General features: G+C 72.4%; 12 protein-coding genes and 1 pseudogene. 6 read left to right on the forward strand and 7 right to left on the reverse strand.

The genetic code is table 11. The features are described 5' to 3' along the window. Positions 1 to 110: 110 nt before the first annotated feature. A complete protein-coding gene (locus ABT123_RS19430) occupies positions 111 to 356 on the forward strand; it encodes a hypothetical protein (RefSeq protein ID WP_351315845.1) in 246 nt (81 codons plus the stop codon). A 404-nt stretch (positions 357 to 760) separates the two neighbouring features. Continuing rightward, complete coding sequence (locus tag ABT123_RS19435; RefSeq protein WP_351315848.1) at positions 761 to 1576, forward strand: S1 family peptidase; 816 nt, start codon at positions 761 to 763, stop codon at positions 1574 to 1576. A gap of 129 nt (positions 1577 to 1705) precedes the next feature. Here ABT123_RS19435 and ABT123_RS19440 read toward each other — a convergent pair whose 3' ends face one another. Then, a complete protein-coding gene (locus ABT123_RS19440; RefSeq protein ID WP_351315851.1) occupies positions 1706 to 2785 on the reverse strand; it encodes a MerR family transcriptional regulator in 1080 nt (359 codons plus the stop codon). Between the two features lie 93 nt (positions 2786 to 2878). Between ABT123_RS19440 and ABT123_RS19445 the strand changes: the two genes are divergently transcribed. Beyond that, positions 2879 to 5605 carry a BREX system ATP-binding domain-containing protein gene (locus tag ABT123_RS19445; RefSeq protein ID WP_351315854.1) on the forward strand — a complete coding sequence of 909 codons (2727 nt, stop codon included), beginning with the start codon at positions 2879 to 2881 and terminating at the stop codon, positions 5603 to 5605. A 29-nt stretch (positions 5606 to 5634) separates the two neighbouring features. Here the strand turns inward: ABT123_RS19445 and ABT123_RS19450 are convergent, their stop codons facing one another. Together ABT123_RS19450 and ABT123_RS19455 are read right to left on the reverse strand one after the other, a co-directional pair. After that, complete coding sequence (locus ABT123_RS19450; RefSeq protein ID WP_351315857.1) at positions 5635 to 8451, reverse strand: helix-turn-helix transcriptional regulator; 2817 nt, start codon at positions 8449 to 8451, stop codon at positions 5635 to 5637. A gap of 223 nt (positions 8452 to 8674) precedes the next feature. Continuing rightward, a complete protein-coding gene (locus tag ABT123_RS19455) occupies positions 8675 to 9175 on the reverse strand; it encodes a carboxymuconolactone decarboxylase family protein (protein ID WP_351315860.1) in 501 nt (166 codons plus the stop codon). 98 nt (positions 9176 to 9273) lie between these two features. Between ABT123_RS19455 and ABT123_RS19460 the strand changes: the two genes are divergently transcribed. The 3 genes from ABT123_RS19460 to ABT123_RS19470 all read left to right on the forward strand — a co-directional run bounded on the left by ABT123_RS19460 (position 9274) and on the right by ABT123_RS19470 (position 11065). Continuing rightward, entirely contained in the window at positions 9274 to 10215 is a 942-nt protein-coding gene (locus ABT123_RS19460) for a pirin family protein (RefSeq protein ID WP_351315863.1), read from the forward strand. A gap of 24 nt (positions 10216 to 10239) precedes the next feature. Further along, complete coding sequence (locus ABT123_RS19465; RefSeq protein WP_351315866.1) at positions 10240 to 10584, forward strand: GNAT family N-acetyltransferase; 345 nt, start codon at positions 10240 to 10242, stop codon at positions 10582 to 10584. An 88-nt stretch (positions 10585 to 10672) separates the two neighbouring features. Continuing rightward, the gene (locus ABT123_RS19470) at positions 10673 to 11065 is read left to right on the forward strand and encodes a GNAT family N-acetyltransferase (RefSeq protein ID WP_502970992.1); all 393 of its coding nucleotides are present in this window, start codon (positions 10673 to 10675) and stop codon (positions 11063 to 11065) included. 60 nt (positions 11066 to 11125) lie between these two features. Here the strand turns inward: ABT123_RS19470 and ABT123_RS19475 are convergent, their stop codons facing one another. The 4 genes and pseudogenes from ABT123_RS19475 to ABT123_RS19490 all read right to left on the reverse strand — a co-directional run bounded on the left by ABT123_RS19475 (position 11126) and on the right by ABT123_RS19490 (position 14186). Next, complete coding sequence (locus ABT123_RS19475) at positions 11126 to 12010, reverse strand: alpha/beta hydrolase (protein ID WP_351315872.1); 885 nt, start codon at positions 12008 to 12010, stop codon at positions 11126 to 11128. 41 nt (positions 12011 to 12051) lie between these two features. Continuing rightward, positions 12052 to 12903 (reverse strand): alpha/beta fold hydrolase, encoded by an 852-nt coding sequence (locus ABT123_RS19480; RefSeq protein ID WP_351315875.1) that lies wholly within the window; start codon positions 12901 to 12903, stop codon positions 12052 to 12054. A gap of 125 nt (positions 12904 to 13028) precedes the next feature. Beyond that, positions 13029 to 13520 (reverse strand): annotated as a pseudogene (locus tag ABT123_RS19485) (DoxX family protein); the annotation flags it as partial. A gap of 3 nt (positions 13521 to 13523) precedes the next feature. Further along, on the reverse strand, positions 13524 to 14186 hold the full coding sequence (locus ABT123_RS19490) for a hydrolase (RefSeq protein WP_351315878.1): 663 nt from the start codon (positions 14184 to 14186) through the stop codon (positions 13524 to 13526). Positions 14187 to 14212 lie beyond the last annotated feature (26 nt).

The raw sequence follows: 14212 nt of genomic DNA on the forward strand, positions 1-14212 counted from the left end.
GCGAAGACAACAAGCCACGCGGGTGGTACCCCGGCGGAGGGTCTGCGGAGCGACGTCCGTGCACGGCGGGTCCGGCCGGCCGATCGCTCGCAGGCGACCACACTGGAGCCATGAGCGAGCACCGCTTCACCGTTGATCAGACCAGCACCGGCAAGCCGCAGTACCGCCACAACCTCCGGTACGAGAACCCGGCCGGTAAAGCCTGGACCAGCCCGGAGGGAGACACACGAAGCACCCTGTCCGGCCTCACCGTCGTGAGGTGTGCCTGCGGCCTCGCCACCGAGGCGCTCCCGAGGGATGGTGCGCGGCTCGTCTACGAGGAACACCGCAATGCGATCCGCGATGAGATGACCTGAGCCGGTGGTCCCCCCGGCTCCACGCCGCTCGCGGTCCTCGCCCCTCGGCATCGTCGGCCGAGGCAGGCGGCGAGCCGGTTGAGAGTTGGTGCGGTGTCGGGTGTCGGGTGCGGGCTTTGAGCTGTCGCAGTGCGCCGAGCCGGGGACCGCCTGCCTGGAGGCGGCGAAGTCGGCGTGCGCCGCTTCGACGGGTTCGAGGTAGGCCTCGCGCTCGGCGATCGTAGGGAGCTGCCGTTCGTCCGTGAGTCTCTCGGGCCACTTGGGGAGGCCCGGCGAGATGCGCCGCATCGAGGACGGGGATGTGGGGGTACCCCTACTGCACTCGGGCCCGCTACCCACATGGCCCGGTGGACCTTGAACAAACAGGGTGGACACATCCGGACTTACGAGGAAAGGAACCCCCTATGTTCAGCTTGACGTCGGTTCGCCGCCACGCGGCGCGCACCACTGCCGTCGGCGCTCTCGCCGTCGCGACGTGCGCCACCCTGATGACCGGCAGCGCCGGAGCGATCGTCAACGGGACCGAATCCACGGAGCGCTACCCGTTCATGGCGACGATCCCGGAGTCGGCCCCGAAGCACGGGCTGTACGACGGTTCCTGCGGGGCGTCGCTGATCGATCCGCAGTGGGTGCTGACGGCGGCCCACTGTGTGCAGGGCGACGGCCTTGAGCTGGACGGCATTGTCCGGATCGGCAGCAAGGAGCGGAAGTCCGGGGGAACCGTCCGGGCCATCGAGCGGACCGTCATCCACCCCGGCTATGTGAACGGTGACGGGAAGGCCGCCAACAAGGACGACATTGCGCTGGTCCGCCTCGACCGCCCGGTCACCGAGAAGCCCGTCAGGATCGCGGAGCGGGCCGGGCGGCCTGGTGCCCCGACGCGGATCCTGGGATTCGGCACCACCGTCGACACCGAGCTGAAGTTCGCGGAGCGGTTGCAGGAGCTCGAGACGCGCACGGGTGCCGACGCCGAGTGCGCCCCCGGCTATGCGGACCGGACCCGGTTGTGCACGATCAGCCGCGTGCCCGAGGCCATGGCGTGCATCGGGGACTCCGGCGGGCCGCAACTTCAGAAGGGCAGGGACGGCCGGTGGGAGCTCATCGGAGCCACCTCGGGTCCCGGCGCCCCGGGGGTCGCGTGCTCGGCCGGGCCGGGCCTCTACACCAGCGTGCCCGCCTACGCGGACTGGATCCGGAAGACCATCAGGCGTAACGCCTGATCCCCGACAGCCGCCGCGGCCACGGTGTGCACCTGGCCTGCCCTGTCCACAGCGCCATGCCCGCTCAGCGGCGCACATGACCGGCGGGCCGTCCAAGGAGCCGCCATGGCGCTGACGCTGCGATGCGGTTCAGGCTATGAGCAGGCGGAGGCCGAGATCTGCCGCGTCGAGGGCGGCGAGGTTGCTGTTGCGCTCGGCCCACCGGCCGGAGTCGAGGTCGTCGCTGAGGCTTCGTACCGCCCGTTGCTCGGCCTCCGGGCCGACCCTCGTCCACACCGACATCGCACGGCGCACGTGATCCTCCAGATATGCCCCCGGCCGGCGCCAGTACGCCTCGAACAGGCCGTCAGCGCAGTCCCACGGGATGGGCACCGGCTCGGCGCGGGCGCCGATCGCGTCGGCCATCCCGGCAAGCGAGGGAAACTCTGCGAGGACGGCGGCGAACTCGGGCAGGTAGTCGCGGGTGAGCCAGAACCGGTCCTGCCATCCGGGCTCGTCGGTGTCGAACGTGAGCACCACCACGCGGCGGGCCACGCGCCGCATCTCGCGCAGCCCCGCTATCGGGTCCCCCCAGTGGTGAACGGTGGAGACGGCCATCGCGACGTCGAAGGAATGGTCCTCGAACGGCAGGCTTTCCGCGGCGGCGGCCACGCACGGCGCCGAGCCGGCAGGCCGCTGCCCTCGCATGACCGCCGATGGCTCCACCGCGGTAACGTCGCGATCAGCAGGCTCGTAGGAGCCGGTTCCGGCCCCGACGTTGAGCACCGTCTGCGCGTCCCCGAGCGCGTCCCAGATCTGCGCGGCGATCCGCGGCTCGGTGCGCCGGGTCGCGGTGTAGGCACCGCCGATCGCGTCGTACAGCCGTGCACCGAGCATCTCCAGTTGCTCCTCCGGTGTCACCTTCACTCCCTTCGCCCGTGCCTCGAGTTCCCTGTCGATGGCCGCCACCATGGCGTCAGCGCGATGACGCCGCTCCAGGAGCAGGCCGCGCAGTCGGCGCAGGTGCGCGACCGCGTCGGTGGACGGGTCGCCGACCAGTTCCGCAACCTCCCGCAGCCCGAAGCCCAGCCGCCGATAGGCCAGCACCTCCCGCAGCCGCTCCACGTCGCCCGCCGAATAGGCCCGGTACCCGGCCGCGGTCCGCGCCGACGGACGCACGAGCTCAATCTCGTCATAGTGATGCAGCGTGCGGACGCTCACGCCGGCCATGCGACCGGTCCGTTCACCCCGGTGACCTACCCTTGGGCCTTCGCGCGCCCCACCCTGGGGCCGGCACAGCTGTGGGGGTGGGGGGTGTTTTCCGTGTCTCGCGAGGCGGCAGTCGAACTCGTCGGGCGTCAGCAAGAGATGGACGTGCTGAGCAGGGCGCTCGGTGACGCCCGCGGTGGGGCCGGCGGGTCGGCGGTGCTGCTGCGGGGTGATGCCGGCATCGGGAAGACCGCCCTGCTGGAGTGGACCGAGGCGCGGGCGCGCGAGGACGGGTTCGCCGTGGTCAAGGCCGTGGGTGTCGAGGCCGAGGCGGGGCTGGCGTTCGGGGCTCTGCACCAGGTGCTCGGACCGCTGCTGGAGCGTTCCCGGACGCTGGCGCCGCGCCAGCGGGAGGCTCTGGAGTCCGCCCTCGGCCGGCGCGCGGGACTGTCCCCCAGCGGCTTCATGGTCGGTGCGGCGGCGCTGGCGCTGCTGGAGGAGGCGGCCCGCGACCGGTGCCTGCTGGTCCTGCTGGACGACCTGCAATGGGTGGACTCCTCCAGCGCCGGCGTCTTCGGCTTCCTGCACCGGCGGATCGCCGAGTTGCCCCTGGTCATCGTCAGCGCCACGCGCCCGGACGGTTCCGCGGCCGAGGGATGGCCCGCCCGGGCGGTGGACGTGCCGCCGCTCGACCGCGAGGAGGCCGGCCGGCTGCTGCGGCAGGGGTTTCCGGGGCTGGCGTCCAAGACCGCCGATCAGGTGTTGGAGGTGGCCACCGGCAATCCGCTGGCGTTGGTCGAGCTGCCCCGGCAACTGGACGAGAAGCAGCTCAAGGGCGTCGTTCCGCTACCGGAGCAACTTCCCCTGGGGCAGCGGCTCGAAGGCGCCTTCGCCCGTCGGCTGGGCTCACTGTCGGCCCGGGCCGGGCAGGTGCTGCTGCTGACCGCCCTGGGTGGGGTCACGTCCCCGCGCAGCACCGGAACCTGGCTGCGGGCCGTGGCGGGCGAGGACGCGGAGGAGGTGCTGGCACGGATCGAGGCCAGTGGGCTGGCCCGGCTCGACAGTGCGGGCCGGCTGGTGTTCCGCCACCCCCTGGTCCGCAGCGCCGTCGTGGCCGCCGCCTCGGCGGCCGAGCGGCGGGCGGCCCACCTGATGCTGGCGTCGGGGACCGAGGGGGACGATGCGCGCCGGCTGCTGCACGAGGCCTCCGCCGCCCAGGGCACCGACGAGGATCTGGCCGCCCGGCTCCAGGAGGCCGGCACGCGGATCGCCCGGCGGGGCGGTGATGCGGAGGGGGCGCTGCTGCTGGAGCGGTCGGCCACGCTGAGCCCCGACCCGGCGGCTCGTGCCCGGCGGCTGACCTGGGCTGCGGTGATGGCCGCCCGGGGCGGGCGGCTCTCGTATGCCGGACAGCTGGTGGAGGAGCTCCGGCAGGCGCCCGTACCGGCCGACATCTCCGCGCTGTTCGCCTATGCGGTGGTGTACGTCGACCAGAGCCACCGGGTGGACTTCGAGTCTTCGTTCACGCTGCTCCCCCAGGCGCTGGAGGCCCTGACCGAGCCCGGTGCCGAGTCCTTCGGGGGGCTGGCCGAGCAGGCGTACTTCAAGCTGCTGCTCGCCACCACGTACACGGACGACCCGCGCGGGCGGCGCGCGCTGGAGCAGCATCTGGGGAGCGTCTCGCCGCTGGCCCGGCTCTGCCACCGCGCATGGTCCGATCCGCCGCGCACCGCACACGGGGTGCCGGATGAACTGAGAGCAGTGGCCGCCAGCCTGACGGAGGAACAGGAAGCGGGAAGCGCATGGCTGCTGCTGTGGACCGAGTCCGCCGTCGATGCGGACGACGGGGACCTGTGGCGGCGGTTCACCGCGCTGCACGCGTACGCAACCCAGGGCTCCATCGCCAAGGCCCGGTGCTACCAGGACTATCTGCACGGCCGTTGGGAAGCCGCCCCGACCTGCCTGCTGGAGGCGGAGTCCGCGGACGAACTGGGCTACCACACCAACGCGCTGCTGTTCCGGCACTATTACGCGCACTTCCTCGCCGGTCGCGGCGACGAGGAGGGGCTGCGCGAGATGGAGCGGGTCGTCGTGCCCGTGGCGCGGCGGGCCCGGATGCGGTTCGTCACCGACCACCTCGCCCATTTGCGGGGCCTGGCCGCGCTGGCGCACGGCCGGTACGAGGAGGCGTACGCGGCGGTCGTGGAGCTGACCCCGCCGGGGGTGCTGCCGCGGGGGCTGCCCTGGTTCCACATGCCGTTCTTCGACCTTGTGTATGCGGCCGTGCACACCGGCCGGTGGGTGGAGGCCAGGGCGCACGTGGCGGCCGGTCGGGCGGCTCGGATGGCGGACATCTCGACGCACCATGCCTTCCTGCTGGCGGCGGCAGCCGCCCTTGCGGCGCCCGACGAGGAGGCGGATGCCTGCTACCGGGCGGCGTGCGCCGTCCCCGGCGCCGAGCGCTGGGTGTTCGATCTGGCCCGGCTCCGGCTGGCTCACGGTGAACGGCTGCGCAGGCAGCACCGTGCCGAGGCCCGCGATGTGCTGCACACGGCACACCACGCCTTCCTGCGGCTGGGAGCCGGGCCGTGGGCGGAGCGCTGCGAGCGGGAGCTGCGGGCAGCCGGACGCCTCGTCACCATGGCCGCAGGCGGTACGGAGCAGTTGACCGCGCAGGAACTGCGGATAGCCCGGCTGGCGGCCTCGGGTCTGACGAACAAGGAGATCGGCCATCGGCTGCATCTGTCGCCGCGGACCGTGTCGGCGTACCTGTACAAGATCTTCCCGAAGCTGGGGATCACCTCGCGGGCGGCGCTGGCCCAGGCCCTGAAGGAGGAATGAGCCACGCCCGTTCCCGCCTGCCCCCCGGCTCAGCGGGCGGGGGGCTCCGCGACCCCGGCCATCGCGCGGGCCACCCCGGCGCGGGAGGTCACGCCGAGTTTGGGGAAGATCTTGTAGAGGTGGGTGGAGACGGTCCGGGGTGAGACCGACAGCCGTACGCCGATCTCCTTGTTGGTGAGGCCGGTCGCGACGAGCTGCGCGATCCGCAGTTCCTGGGCGGTGAGCGCCTGGGCTGCCGGGGCGGCGGCGCCTGCGGCCGGGGCGGGGCGGGCGGCGGGCCCGGAGCCGGAGCCTCCGCAGGCGCTCAGCTCCCCTTCCGCCCGCTCGGTCCACGGACCGGCTCCCAGCTCCGAGAAGATCCGCTGGGCTTCGGCGAGTTGGACGCGGGCCTCCGCGCTTCGGCGCCGGCGGCGTAGCCAGGCCCCGTGGTGCAGACGCACCCGCGCGAGGGTGAAGGGCCACTCCTCGGCCCGCGGGATCCCGTACACAGCGCGGCATGCGTCGTCGACGGCGTCGGGCTCGGCGGCGACCGCCTCGGCGGCGGCCAGGACAAAGCCGTGGTGCGGTGAGATCTCGGCCATGCGCGCCGCCCGGCCCGCGGCGATGTGCCGGCGGGCCTGCTCCACCCGGCCGCAGTGCACCGCCGCCTGGACCAGGTCCAGGAAGACCAGGTGGAACTGGGGAGCGTCGGACGGGAACTCTCCGGGCGGGGTGACCGAGGCGGCATGGACGTAGGCCGCCTCGTAGTCGCCGAGGGAGAGCGCGCACAGCGCCTGCAGGCAGGTGATCCGGTTCAGAATGAACCGGTGCCTGCGCAGCGCGGCCCAGGGACGCAAATCCGTCAGGAGTTCGTCCAGTTCACGCTGCATACCGCGGGCCGCGAGGACGTAGCCGCGCTTGTAGCCATACATGTGCACATGGTGTCCATAGCCGCGGGCGCGAGCCCGGGCGACACCCAGCCGGGCCCGCTCGAGCAGGCGGTCCCAGCGGCCGTGCACGCAATCGTCGTGCGCCGAGAGCAGATCGATGTACGCCTCGGTGCTGTACGCGTGCCGCTGCGCGATCCGCTCCCACAGATGGGCATGGTCACCGACGGCGTCGACACCGAACGCGACCCACATCAGGATCCATGCCTCGGCCACCTCCTGTTCGGGTCGGTGGGTTTCGAGGAGTCGGACGAACCGCGCCATGCCGCCGTGTGCATGGCGGGCCGGGTGGTGCCAGAGGTCATGGCCGAGGAGGGCGATCGGGTCGGGATCGGCGGCGAGTTCGCGGCGGATCGCGTCCCAGACGCTGTCGTCCGCTGAGTACGTCGCGATGATGATCAGCATGCTCAGAGCGGGCATCCGCAGCGCGGCACGCTCCAGATCGTCGGTCAGACGGGCCAGTACGCCGGGGAGGAGGGTGGCTCCCGCGGCCAGGTCTCCGTCGGCCAGGAAGCGGATGAACACCTTGGTGTAGTCGTAGACGTTGCGGCTCTCGGCCGTTACGCCTGCCAGGTCCGCCTCCGCGAGGAGCCGCTCGGCGGGGGCGAGCACGCCCCCACGGGCAGCCGCCGAGGCGGCGTGCACCAGCCGCCGCGCGCGCCCGCGGGCGTCCGGGCTGAGTTCGGCGGCCCGGGTGAGAAGGGTCGCGGCCTCCAGGTCACCGCCGCGCACGAGGGTGCGGAACGCAGCCGCCTCCAGGGCCTGGGCCAGGTCTTCGTCCGGACCCACGGAGGCGGCGGCCAGATGCGTGAGCTGCCGGATGCCGTCGGCCGGCAGGACGGCGGCCAGGCCCCGGTGGGCACGGCGCAGCTCCGCCGCCGGGGACAGGCCCACCAGCGCGGCCCGCACCAGCGGGTGCCTGAAGGACAACTCCCCTCGGTCGGCATCCAGTTGGATCAGTCCGCTGTCCCGTGCCGCGACGAGCTCCGCCTCGGTGACGGCGGACCCGGCGGCCCGCGCGGCCTCGTTCACCAGGTCCGTCGGCCCGACCTCGCGTCCGGCCAGCGCGTACAGCAGCAGCGTGAAGCGAGCCGCGGGTGTCAGGGCCGCCAGTCGGGCGGCGAACATGCGCTCCAGCCGCTGGCCGAGCGGCAGATGCTCCGGCAGCGGCTCGGCACCGGCGCGCTGCTCCTGCGCGAGCTGCGCGGGCAGTTCGACCAGAGCGAGAGGGTTGCCGGCGGCTTCGCTCAGCAGGCGGTTGAAGATGTCCTCGCAGACATCGGGACAGCGCTCACGCAGCAGCGCGACGGCCTCCTCCTCGCTGAGCGGCTCGAGTTCGAGCACCTGCGCATCGGTGGAGTCCAGGTTTTCTGCCGCCTCGTCCCGGATCGCGGCAACCATGACGACGGGGATGCCGGCCAGCCGGCGCTGGATGAACTGCAGGATCTCGGCGCTGGAGGCGTCGACCCACTGGAGGTCGTCGACCAGGATCAGCAGTGGCCGTTCCCGGGCCGCGGCCGAGAGCAGTTCCATGGTCGCGACCGACACCGCGTTCCCCGCGCCCGGCTGCTCACCCTGCTGGTCCATCACCGCCTCCAGTGCCGCCCGGGCCGCCTCGGGCAGCTGCCCGGCGCGCTCCAGCAGCGGCCAGACGAGCTGGTGCAGCGCGGCGAACGGCAGGTCCTTCTCGGCCTCGGAGCCCGTCACCCGGAGCACCCTCATACCCGAGGCCTGGGCGAGGCGGGCGGTGCGCTTCAGGAGGGCCGACTTCCCGATGCCCGCCTCACCGCGCAGCCACAGGGCCCGCCCGGCGGCGGGCGCCGAAGTCACCGCGTCCTCCAGAACGGCCCACTGCCGCGCCCGGCCCGCCAGTGCCGGAGTCCGCTGCGAGGTCTGTCCGTGGCCGCGGTCGGCTCCCACCGCATCTCCCTGTTCTCATGTTCACCCGGGGCCGCAACGGACCTGCGCGTCGGGCAGGTTGGGATGGGAGCGGAGACCTGTGGCGGCAGGTTCCACCGCTCCCGGCGGCTCGGCGCCGGCCCGACGGACCGACCCCCCGAGGATACGGCGGCCGACCCTCCAGTTGTACCGCGCGGGCATGTCCGGCACCCGTCCCGGTTGGGCAAACACGGTGGCCTCAGGCTCAGCGGGCGGGCGCCTCCCGTACCGGATGCTTACTGAGGATGGAAACCCGATTGAAGGCGTTGATCGCGATCGCCACCCAGATCACGGCGGAGATCTCGTCGTCGTCCAAGACCTCACGCCCCTCCGCGTACGCCCGTTCCTGGGCGAGGGCGTCGGCAGGGTGGGTGGTGGCCTCGGCCAGGGCGAGGGCGGCGCGCTCGCGGGCGGTGAAGAGCTCGGTGTCACGCCAGGCCGCAAGCACGCCGAGGCGCCGTGTGGACTCCCCGGCACGCAGCGCGGCCCGGGCGTGGACGTCGAGGCAGAAGGCGCAGCCGTTGAGCTGGGACACGCGGAGGTTGACCAGCTCGACCAGGATCCGGTCCAGTCCGGCATCGGCAGCCGTCGCACGGACGGTGTCGGCGGTCTTGACCAGCGCCTGGTACGCGGCGGGGCTCTGCTTGTCGACGTAGATCCGGCCGTTGGTCCGGTGGGCCTCCGCGGCCTGTGCCGTCTCGATCACCCTGTGCTCCTTCGCCTGTTGTCTCGGGTTGCCATCGCGACTATGATCACCCACAATTGTTGAAAGCGAAACTACTTTGTCTGCGAAGGGGCCGGGATATGGATCACACGGAGGGCGAGATCGCCACCAAGGTCGAGGTCCTCACCGCCCGGGACGTCCCGCTGGGCGGACCTCGGGCGATGACCGTACGACGCACCCTGCCGCAGCGGACCCGGACGCTCATCGGGGCCTGGTGCTTCGCCGACCACTACGGCCCCGACCGGGTCGCCGACTCCGGAGGCATGGACGTCGCGCCCCACCCGCACACCGGGCTCCAGACCGTCAGCTGGCTGTTCAGCGGGGAGATCGAGCACCGCGACAGCCTGGGCACGCACGCCTTCGTACGGCCTGGCGAGATCAACCTGATGACCGGGGGCCACGGCATCAGCCATACGGAGGTCTCCACGCCCGGCACCACCGTGCTCCACGGCGTCCAGCTCTGGGTGGCACTCCCCGGCGAACACCGCCACGCGCCACGCGAGTTCCAGCACCACGCACCCAGGCCGCTCCGCGTCGACGGCGCGGAACTGCGGGTCTTCCTGGGCACCCTCGCCGGCGACACCTCCCCCGTGCGCACCTTCACCCCGCTCCTCGGCGCCGAGGTCCTGATCGACGCCGGTGCCACCGTCACCCTCGATGTCGACCCCGGCTTCGAACACGGACTCCTCGTCGACGAGGGCGACGTCCGCCTCGACGGAACTCCCCTGCGCCCCGCGGAACTCGGCTACGCCGCCCCCGGCCGCCTCACCCTCACCCTCACCAACGACTCCGACCGCCCGGCCCGGACGGTCCTCCTGGGCGGCCCGCCCTTCGAGGAGGAGATCGTGATGTGGTGGAACTTCATCGGCCGCAGCCACCAGGACATCGTCGAGGCACGGGGCGAATGGGAGCGCGCCTCCGACCGCTTCGGCACCGTCGACGGCTACCCCGGCGAGCGACTGCCCGCCCCCGCCCTGCCCAACGCCGTCATCGCACCCCGCAAGAACCCCTCCCACCACTGACCCCGTACCGAAAGGACCTTCGCCATGAGCGAGCAGACCACCACCGCCCCCGTCGTCCGCCGCGTCGACGCCCGCCACCGCTACGAGATCCTCGTCGACGACAACCGCGCCGGCCTGACCGCCTACCGCGACCGCGACGACCGCCGGATCTTCTTCCACACCGAGATCGACGACGCGTACGCCGGTCAAGGGCTCGCCGCGATCCTCGTGGAGCAGGCGCTGACCGACGTACGCGCCTCCGGGATGCGGATCGTGCCCGTGTGCCCGTACGTGGCCAAGTTCCTCACGAAGCACCAGGAGTTCGCGGACATCACCGACCCCGTGACCCCCGAGGTCCTCACCTGGCTCGACGCCCAGCTGGGACGCTGACACCGGGGACGGAGCGCCTGCGGCCTTTGCCGTGGGGCCCGTCTTCCGTAGTCTGTAGCGGGTGAACGCTGATATTGACGCTTACTCGTTGCGTACTGGCTCACCGTCCGTGGAGACCTACCTCCGGCTGAGGGTGGCCTCGGGGCTGAGCGCGAAGACCGTGGAGGCCGCTGAGGCAGGCCTGCCGAACACCTGGCACGGCGTGACGGTGCTGTGCGGGGATGAGCCGGTCGGCATGGGCCGGGTCATCGGAGACGGCGGCTGCTTCTTCCAGATCGTCGACATCTGCGTCGCGCCTGAGCACCAGGGCCGGGGCCTGGGCAAGCGGATCATGGCGGAGCTGGTTGGTGAGCTGGAGCGGCGGGCGCCGTCTCGTGCCTATGTCTCGCTGATCGCCGACGGAGATGCCCAGTTCCTGTATGAGAAGTTCGGATTCAGGCACACAGCTCCGGCGTCGGTCGGCATGCACCGCACTGTGTGACGAAGCCCGGCCCCGGCGGTGCGCCGGGGCCGCTCCCCTGTCGGTCCGGGTTTCGCCGGCTCAGGCGCCTGCCTCGGCGGCCGGGTCGACGAACCGCCGTACGAAGGTGAGGGCGGTGTCCGCGACCTCGCGCCAGCCGTGGTCGATGGTGAGGGCGTGGCCGCGCCCGGGCATCTCGGTGATCTCGGTGACCGCGTGCTCGTTCTGCGCCTGCTTCTTGTAGGAGGCGTTGGCGATGGCCCAGGGGACGGTGTTGTCCTTCTCCCCGGAGATGATCAACAGGGGTCCGCGGTCGGCGGCGGTGGTGTCCACCTTGACCTCGGTCCACGGGTTGACGTTGGCGGCGGCGGCCTGGAACAGCGGCTCGCCGGAGGCGGGGACGGCGAAGGTGTCGTACAGCTCGCGGGCCTCCTCCGCACTCACGGCATTGGCGAAGGCGTACCGGAACTGATCGAACGTCAGCGGTACGGCCCGGTGGTAGTTGGCCGGGTTGCCGATGACCGCGCTGGCGGCGCGCAGGGAGGACAGCGGCAGGGGCAGCACCCCCCGGAACGGGGCCGGGTCGATGGCCACGGACGCCTGGGACAGGCCGCGTCCGGCGGTGATCTGGGTGATCAGGCCGCCGAAGGAGTGGCCGATGAGCACGGGCTTGCGGTCCAGCTTTCCGATCAGGTCGCAGAAGTGGTCGGCGACCTGTCCGACGCTCTTGCCCGCGAACACCTCGGGGTGGGCGTTGGCCTCCTCGACCGTCTCGGGGTCATCGGGCCAGCCGGGCAGGACGGGGGCGAAGCCGGCCTCTTCGAAGACGGTGGCCCACCGGTCCCAGCTGGTGGGCAGCAGCCACAGGCCGTGGATGAACACGACAGGGGTCCGGCCGGTGGCGTTGGCCCGCTCGATCTGGGCGAGGTCGCGGGCGTAGGAGGCGGAGGGGTCGGGCGATGACATGGCGTACTCCTCAGGGCGGAGGGGTGGCAGGTGGAGGCGGGTCAGCCTGTGACGGACCGGGCGGCGGAGCGGATGAGCGAGGTCACCGCGTCGGGGCGGCTGAGCATGGGCAGATGGGAGGAGGGCACCTCGACGGTGCGGGAGCCCGCCCGGCGGGCCTGGAAGCGCTGGAGGTCGGGGGCGATGCCCCGGTCCTGGGTGGCGACGAGAGTCCAGGACGGCAGGGTGCGCCAGGCGGCGGCGGTCGCCGTGTCGGTGAACGCGGTGGCGTTCAGCGGGCGTTGGCCGGCGGCCAGCAGCCGCGTCGTGGACGCCGGGAGGTCCTGGGCGAAGACGTCGTGGAGCTTCTCGGCGCGGATGTAGAGGTCGATGGCGGTGGAACCGTCGGGGCCCGGGACGGGTACGGGGTTCAGGGCGGGCTGGAGCTGCGAGCCGGGGAAGCGCCCGGACAACTCGCCCAGGACCTCGCCGGCGTCCGGCATGAACGCCGCGATGTAGACCAGCGCCCGGACCCCGGGGGCCGAGGCCGCCGCCTGAGTGATGACGGCGCCGCCGTAGGAGTGGCCGGCAAGGACGACCGGGCCCTGGATGGTGGCGAGTACGGCGGCCACCTGGGCCGCGTCATGGGCCAGGCCGCGCAGCGGGTTGGCGGGGGCGACGACGGTGTAGCCGAGGCACTGGAGGCGTTCGGTGACGGGACGCCAGCTGGAGGCGTCGGCGAAGGCGCCGTGGACGAGCACGACGGTCGGCTTCGCGCTCTCCTGCGCCGGAGCGTCGGCCCCGGCTGCGACGGCCGGGGCAGCCGCACCGGCGGTCAGCCCGGCCGCGCCGACGGCCGCAACGGCGGCGGTCGCCAGGGCCGAGCGGCGGGAGAGGGCGGGGTTCGTGGTCATCGGGGGCTCCCGTGGTCGATGGATGGGTGCGGGTGCGGGTGCGGGTGCGACGGGCCGGGCGGGGGCATCGGGGCGGACCCGGGCAATGGCGTCGGCGAGGGCGAGGGGCTGGGCGAGGGGCTGGGCGAAGGCGCGGCGGGCCGGTGCAGCAGGACCCGGACGCCGAGCCCGCTGCCGACACCGCCGACGACGGCGATCGCGGCCCACCAGGCGGGCCACGGCAGCAGGTTCAGCGCCTGGTCGGCGGAGAACCGGCCGGGACCGGTGAGCGCCAGCGCCGAGGCGACGACGATCAGCACGAGCGGGTACTCGTACCCGTCCTTCTGCACCCACAGCCCGTGCGGCCACTTGACGGTGAGCGCGACGGTCATCACCCCGATCGCGCCGGTCGCGGCGAGCGGGGTGAGAGCGCCGGCGGCCAGCAGCAGGCCGGAGCCGATCTGGCCGGCTCCCGCGGCGAGGGCAGTGAGCGCCCCGCCGCGGAAGCCGTCGTGCCGGAACTCCTCGGTCCCGCCGGCCAGCCCGTCGCCGCCGAGCCGGAAGCTGACCTTCTGTACGCCGTGTCCGGCGATCAGCAGGCCCACCACCAGGCGGAGAATCAGCAGACCGGTGTCCATGGATCAGCCGGCCGCGTGCGGGTCGATCATGGAGTGGGCGTAGACCACGCCCAGGCCGTAGGCGCCGCCGTGCTCCTTGACCACATCGGTGGTGGCCACGTAGGTCTCGGTACGCGCCCAGTCGCGCTGGAGCTCCAGCAGCACCTGCAGCCAGGTCACGGGTACGGCCCCGGCGGCGGTCATCCGCTGCATGGCGTGCTCGTGGGCGGCGGGGGTGACTCCGGCCGAGGCATCGGCGACCACGTAGACCTCGAAGCCCTGGTCGAGGGCGGAGAGGGCGGGCAGGACCAGGCAGACCTCGGTCCACAGCCCGGACAGAATGATCTTGCTGCGGCCGGTGGCCTTCACGGCCTCGACCAGCGCGGGGTCCTCCCAGGCATTCATGGTGGTGCGGTCGACTATCTCGTGCTTGGGGAAGACCTCGCGCAGCTGCGGCAGGATCGGCCCGGAGAACGACTCGGCCGCCACGGTGGACAGCACCACCGGGACGTCGAAGACGCGGGCAGCCTTGGCCAGTCCGACAGTGGCGTTGATGACAGCGACCCGGTCGCCGCTGCCGGCACCGAAGAACATCTGCGGCTGGTGGTCGACGAACAGCATCATCGCGTTGTCGGGGGTGAGCAGATCGGGGCTGGGTGCGGCGTGGGCGTCGTTGATCGTGGTCATGGTGAATCCCTTCAAAGGTGGGTGTA

It is taken from the genome of Streptomyces sp. NPDC002054 (genome assembly GCF_040296685.1).
GTDB lineage: Bacteria > Actinomycetota > Actinomycetes > Streptomycetales > Streptomycetaceae > Streptomyces.

Bases quoted from the DNA above. Each gene is read 5' to 3' on its own strand.
- ABT123_RS19430 (WP_351315845.1), top strand. From the start codon at position 111: ATGAGCGAGCACCGCTTCACCGTTGATCAGACCAGCACCGGCAAGCCG.
- ABT123_RS19435 (WP_351315848.1), top strand. From the start codon at position 761: ATGTTCAGCTTGACGTCGGTTCGCCGCCACGCGGCGCGCACCACTGCC.
- ABT123_RS19440 (WP_351315851.1), bottom strand. From the start codon at position 2,785: ATGGCCGGCGTGAGCGTCCGCACGCTGCATCACTATGACGAGATTGAG.
- ABT123_RS19460 (WP_351315863.1), top strand. From the start codon at position 9,274: ATGGATCACACGGAGGGCGAGATCGCCACCAAGGTCGAGGTCCTCACC.
- ABT123_RS19465 (WP_351315866.1), top strand. From the start codon at position 10,240: ATGAGCGAGCAGACCACCACCGCCCCCGTCGTCCGCCGCGTCGACGCC.
- ABT123_RS19475 (WP_351315872.1), bottom strand. From the start codon at position 12,010: ATGTCATCGCCCGACCCCTCCGCCTCCTACGCCCGCGACCTCGCCCAG.
- ABT123_RS19480 (WP_351315875.1), bottom strand. From the start codon at position 12,903: ATGACCACGAACCCCGCCCTCTCCCGCCGCTCGGCCCTGGCGACCGCC.
- ABT123_RS19490 (WP_351315878.1), bottom strand. From the start codon at position 14,186: ATGACCACGATCAACGACGCCCACGCCGCACCCAGCCCCGATCTGCTC.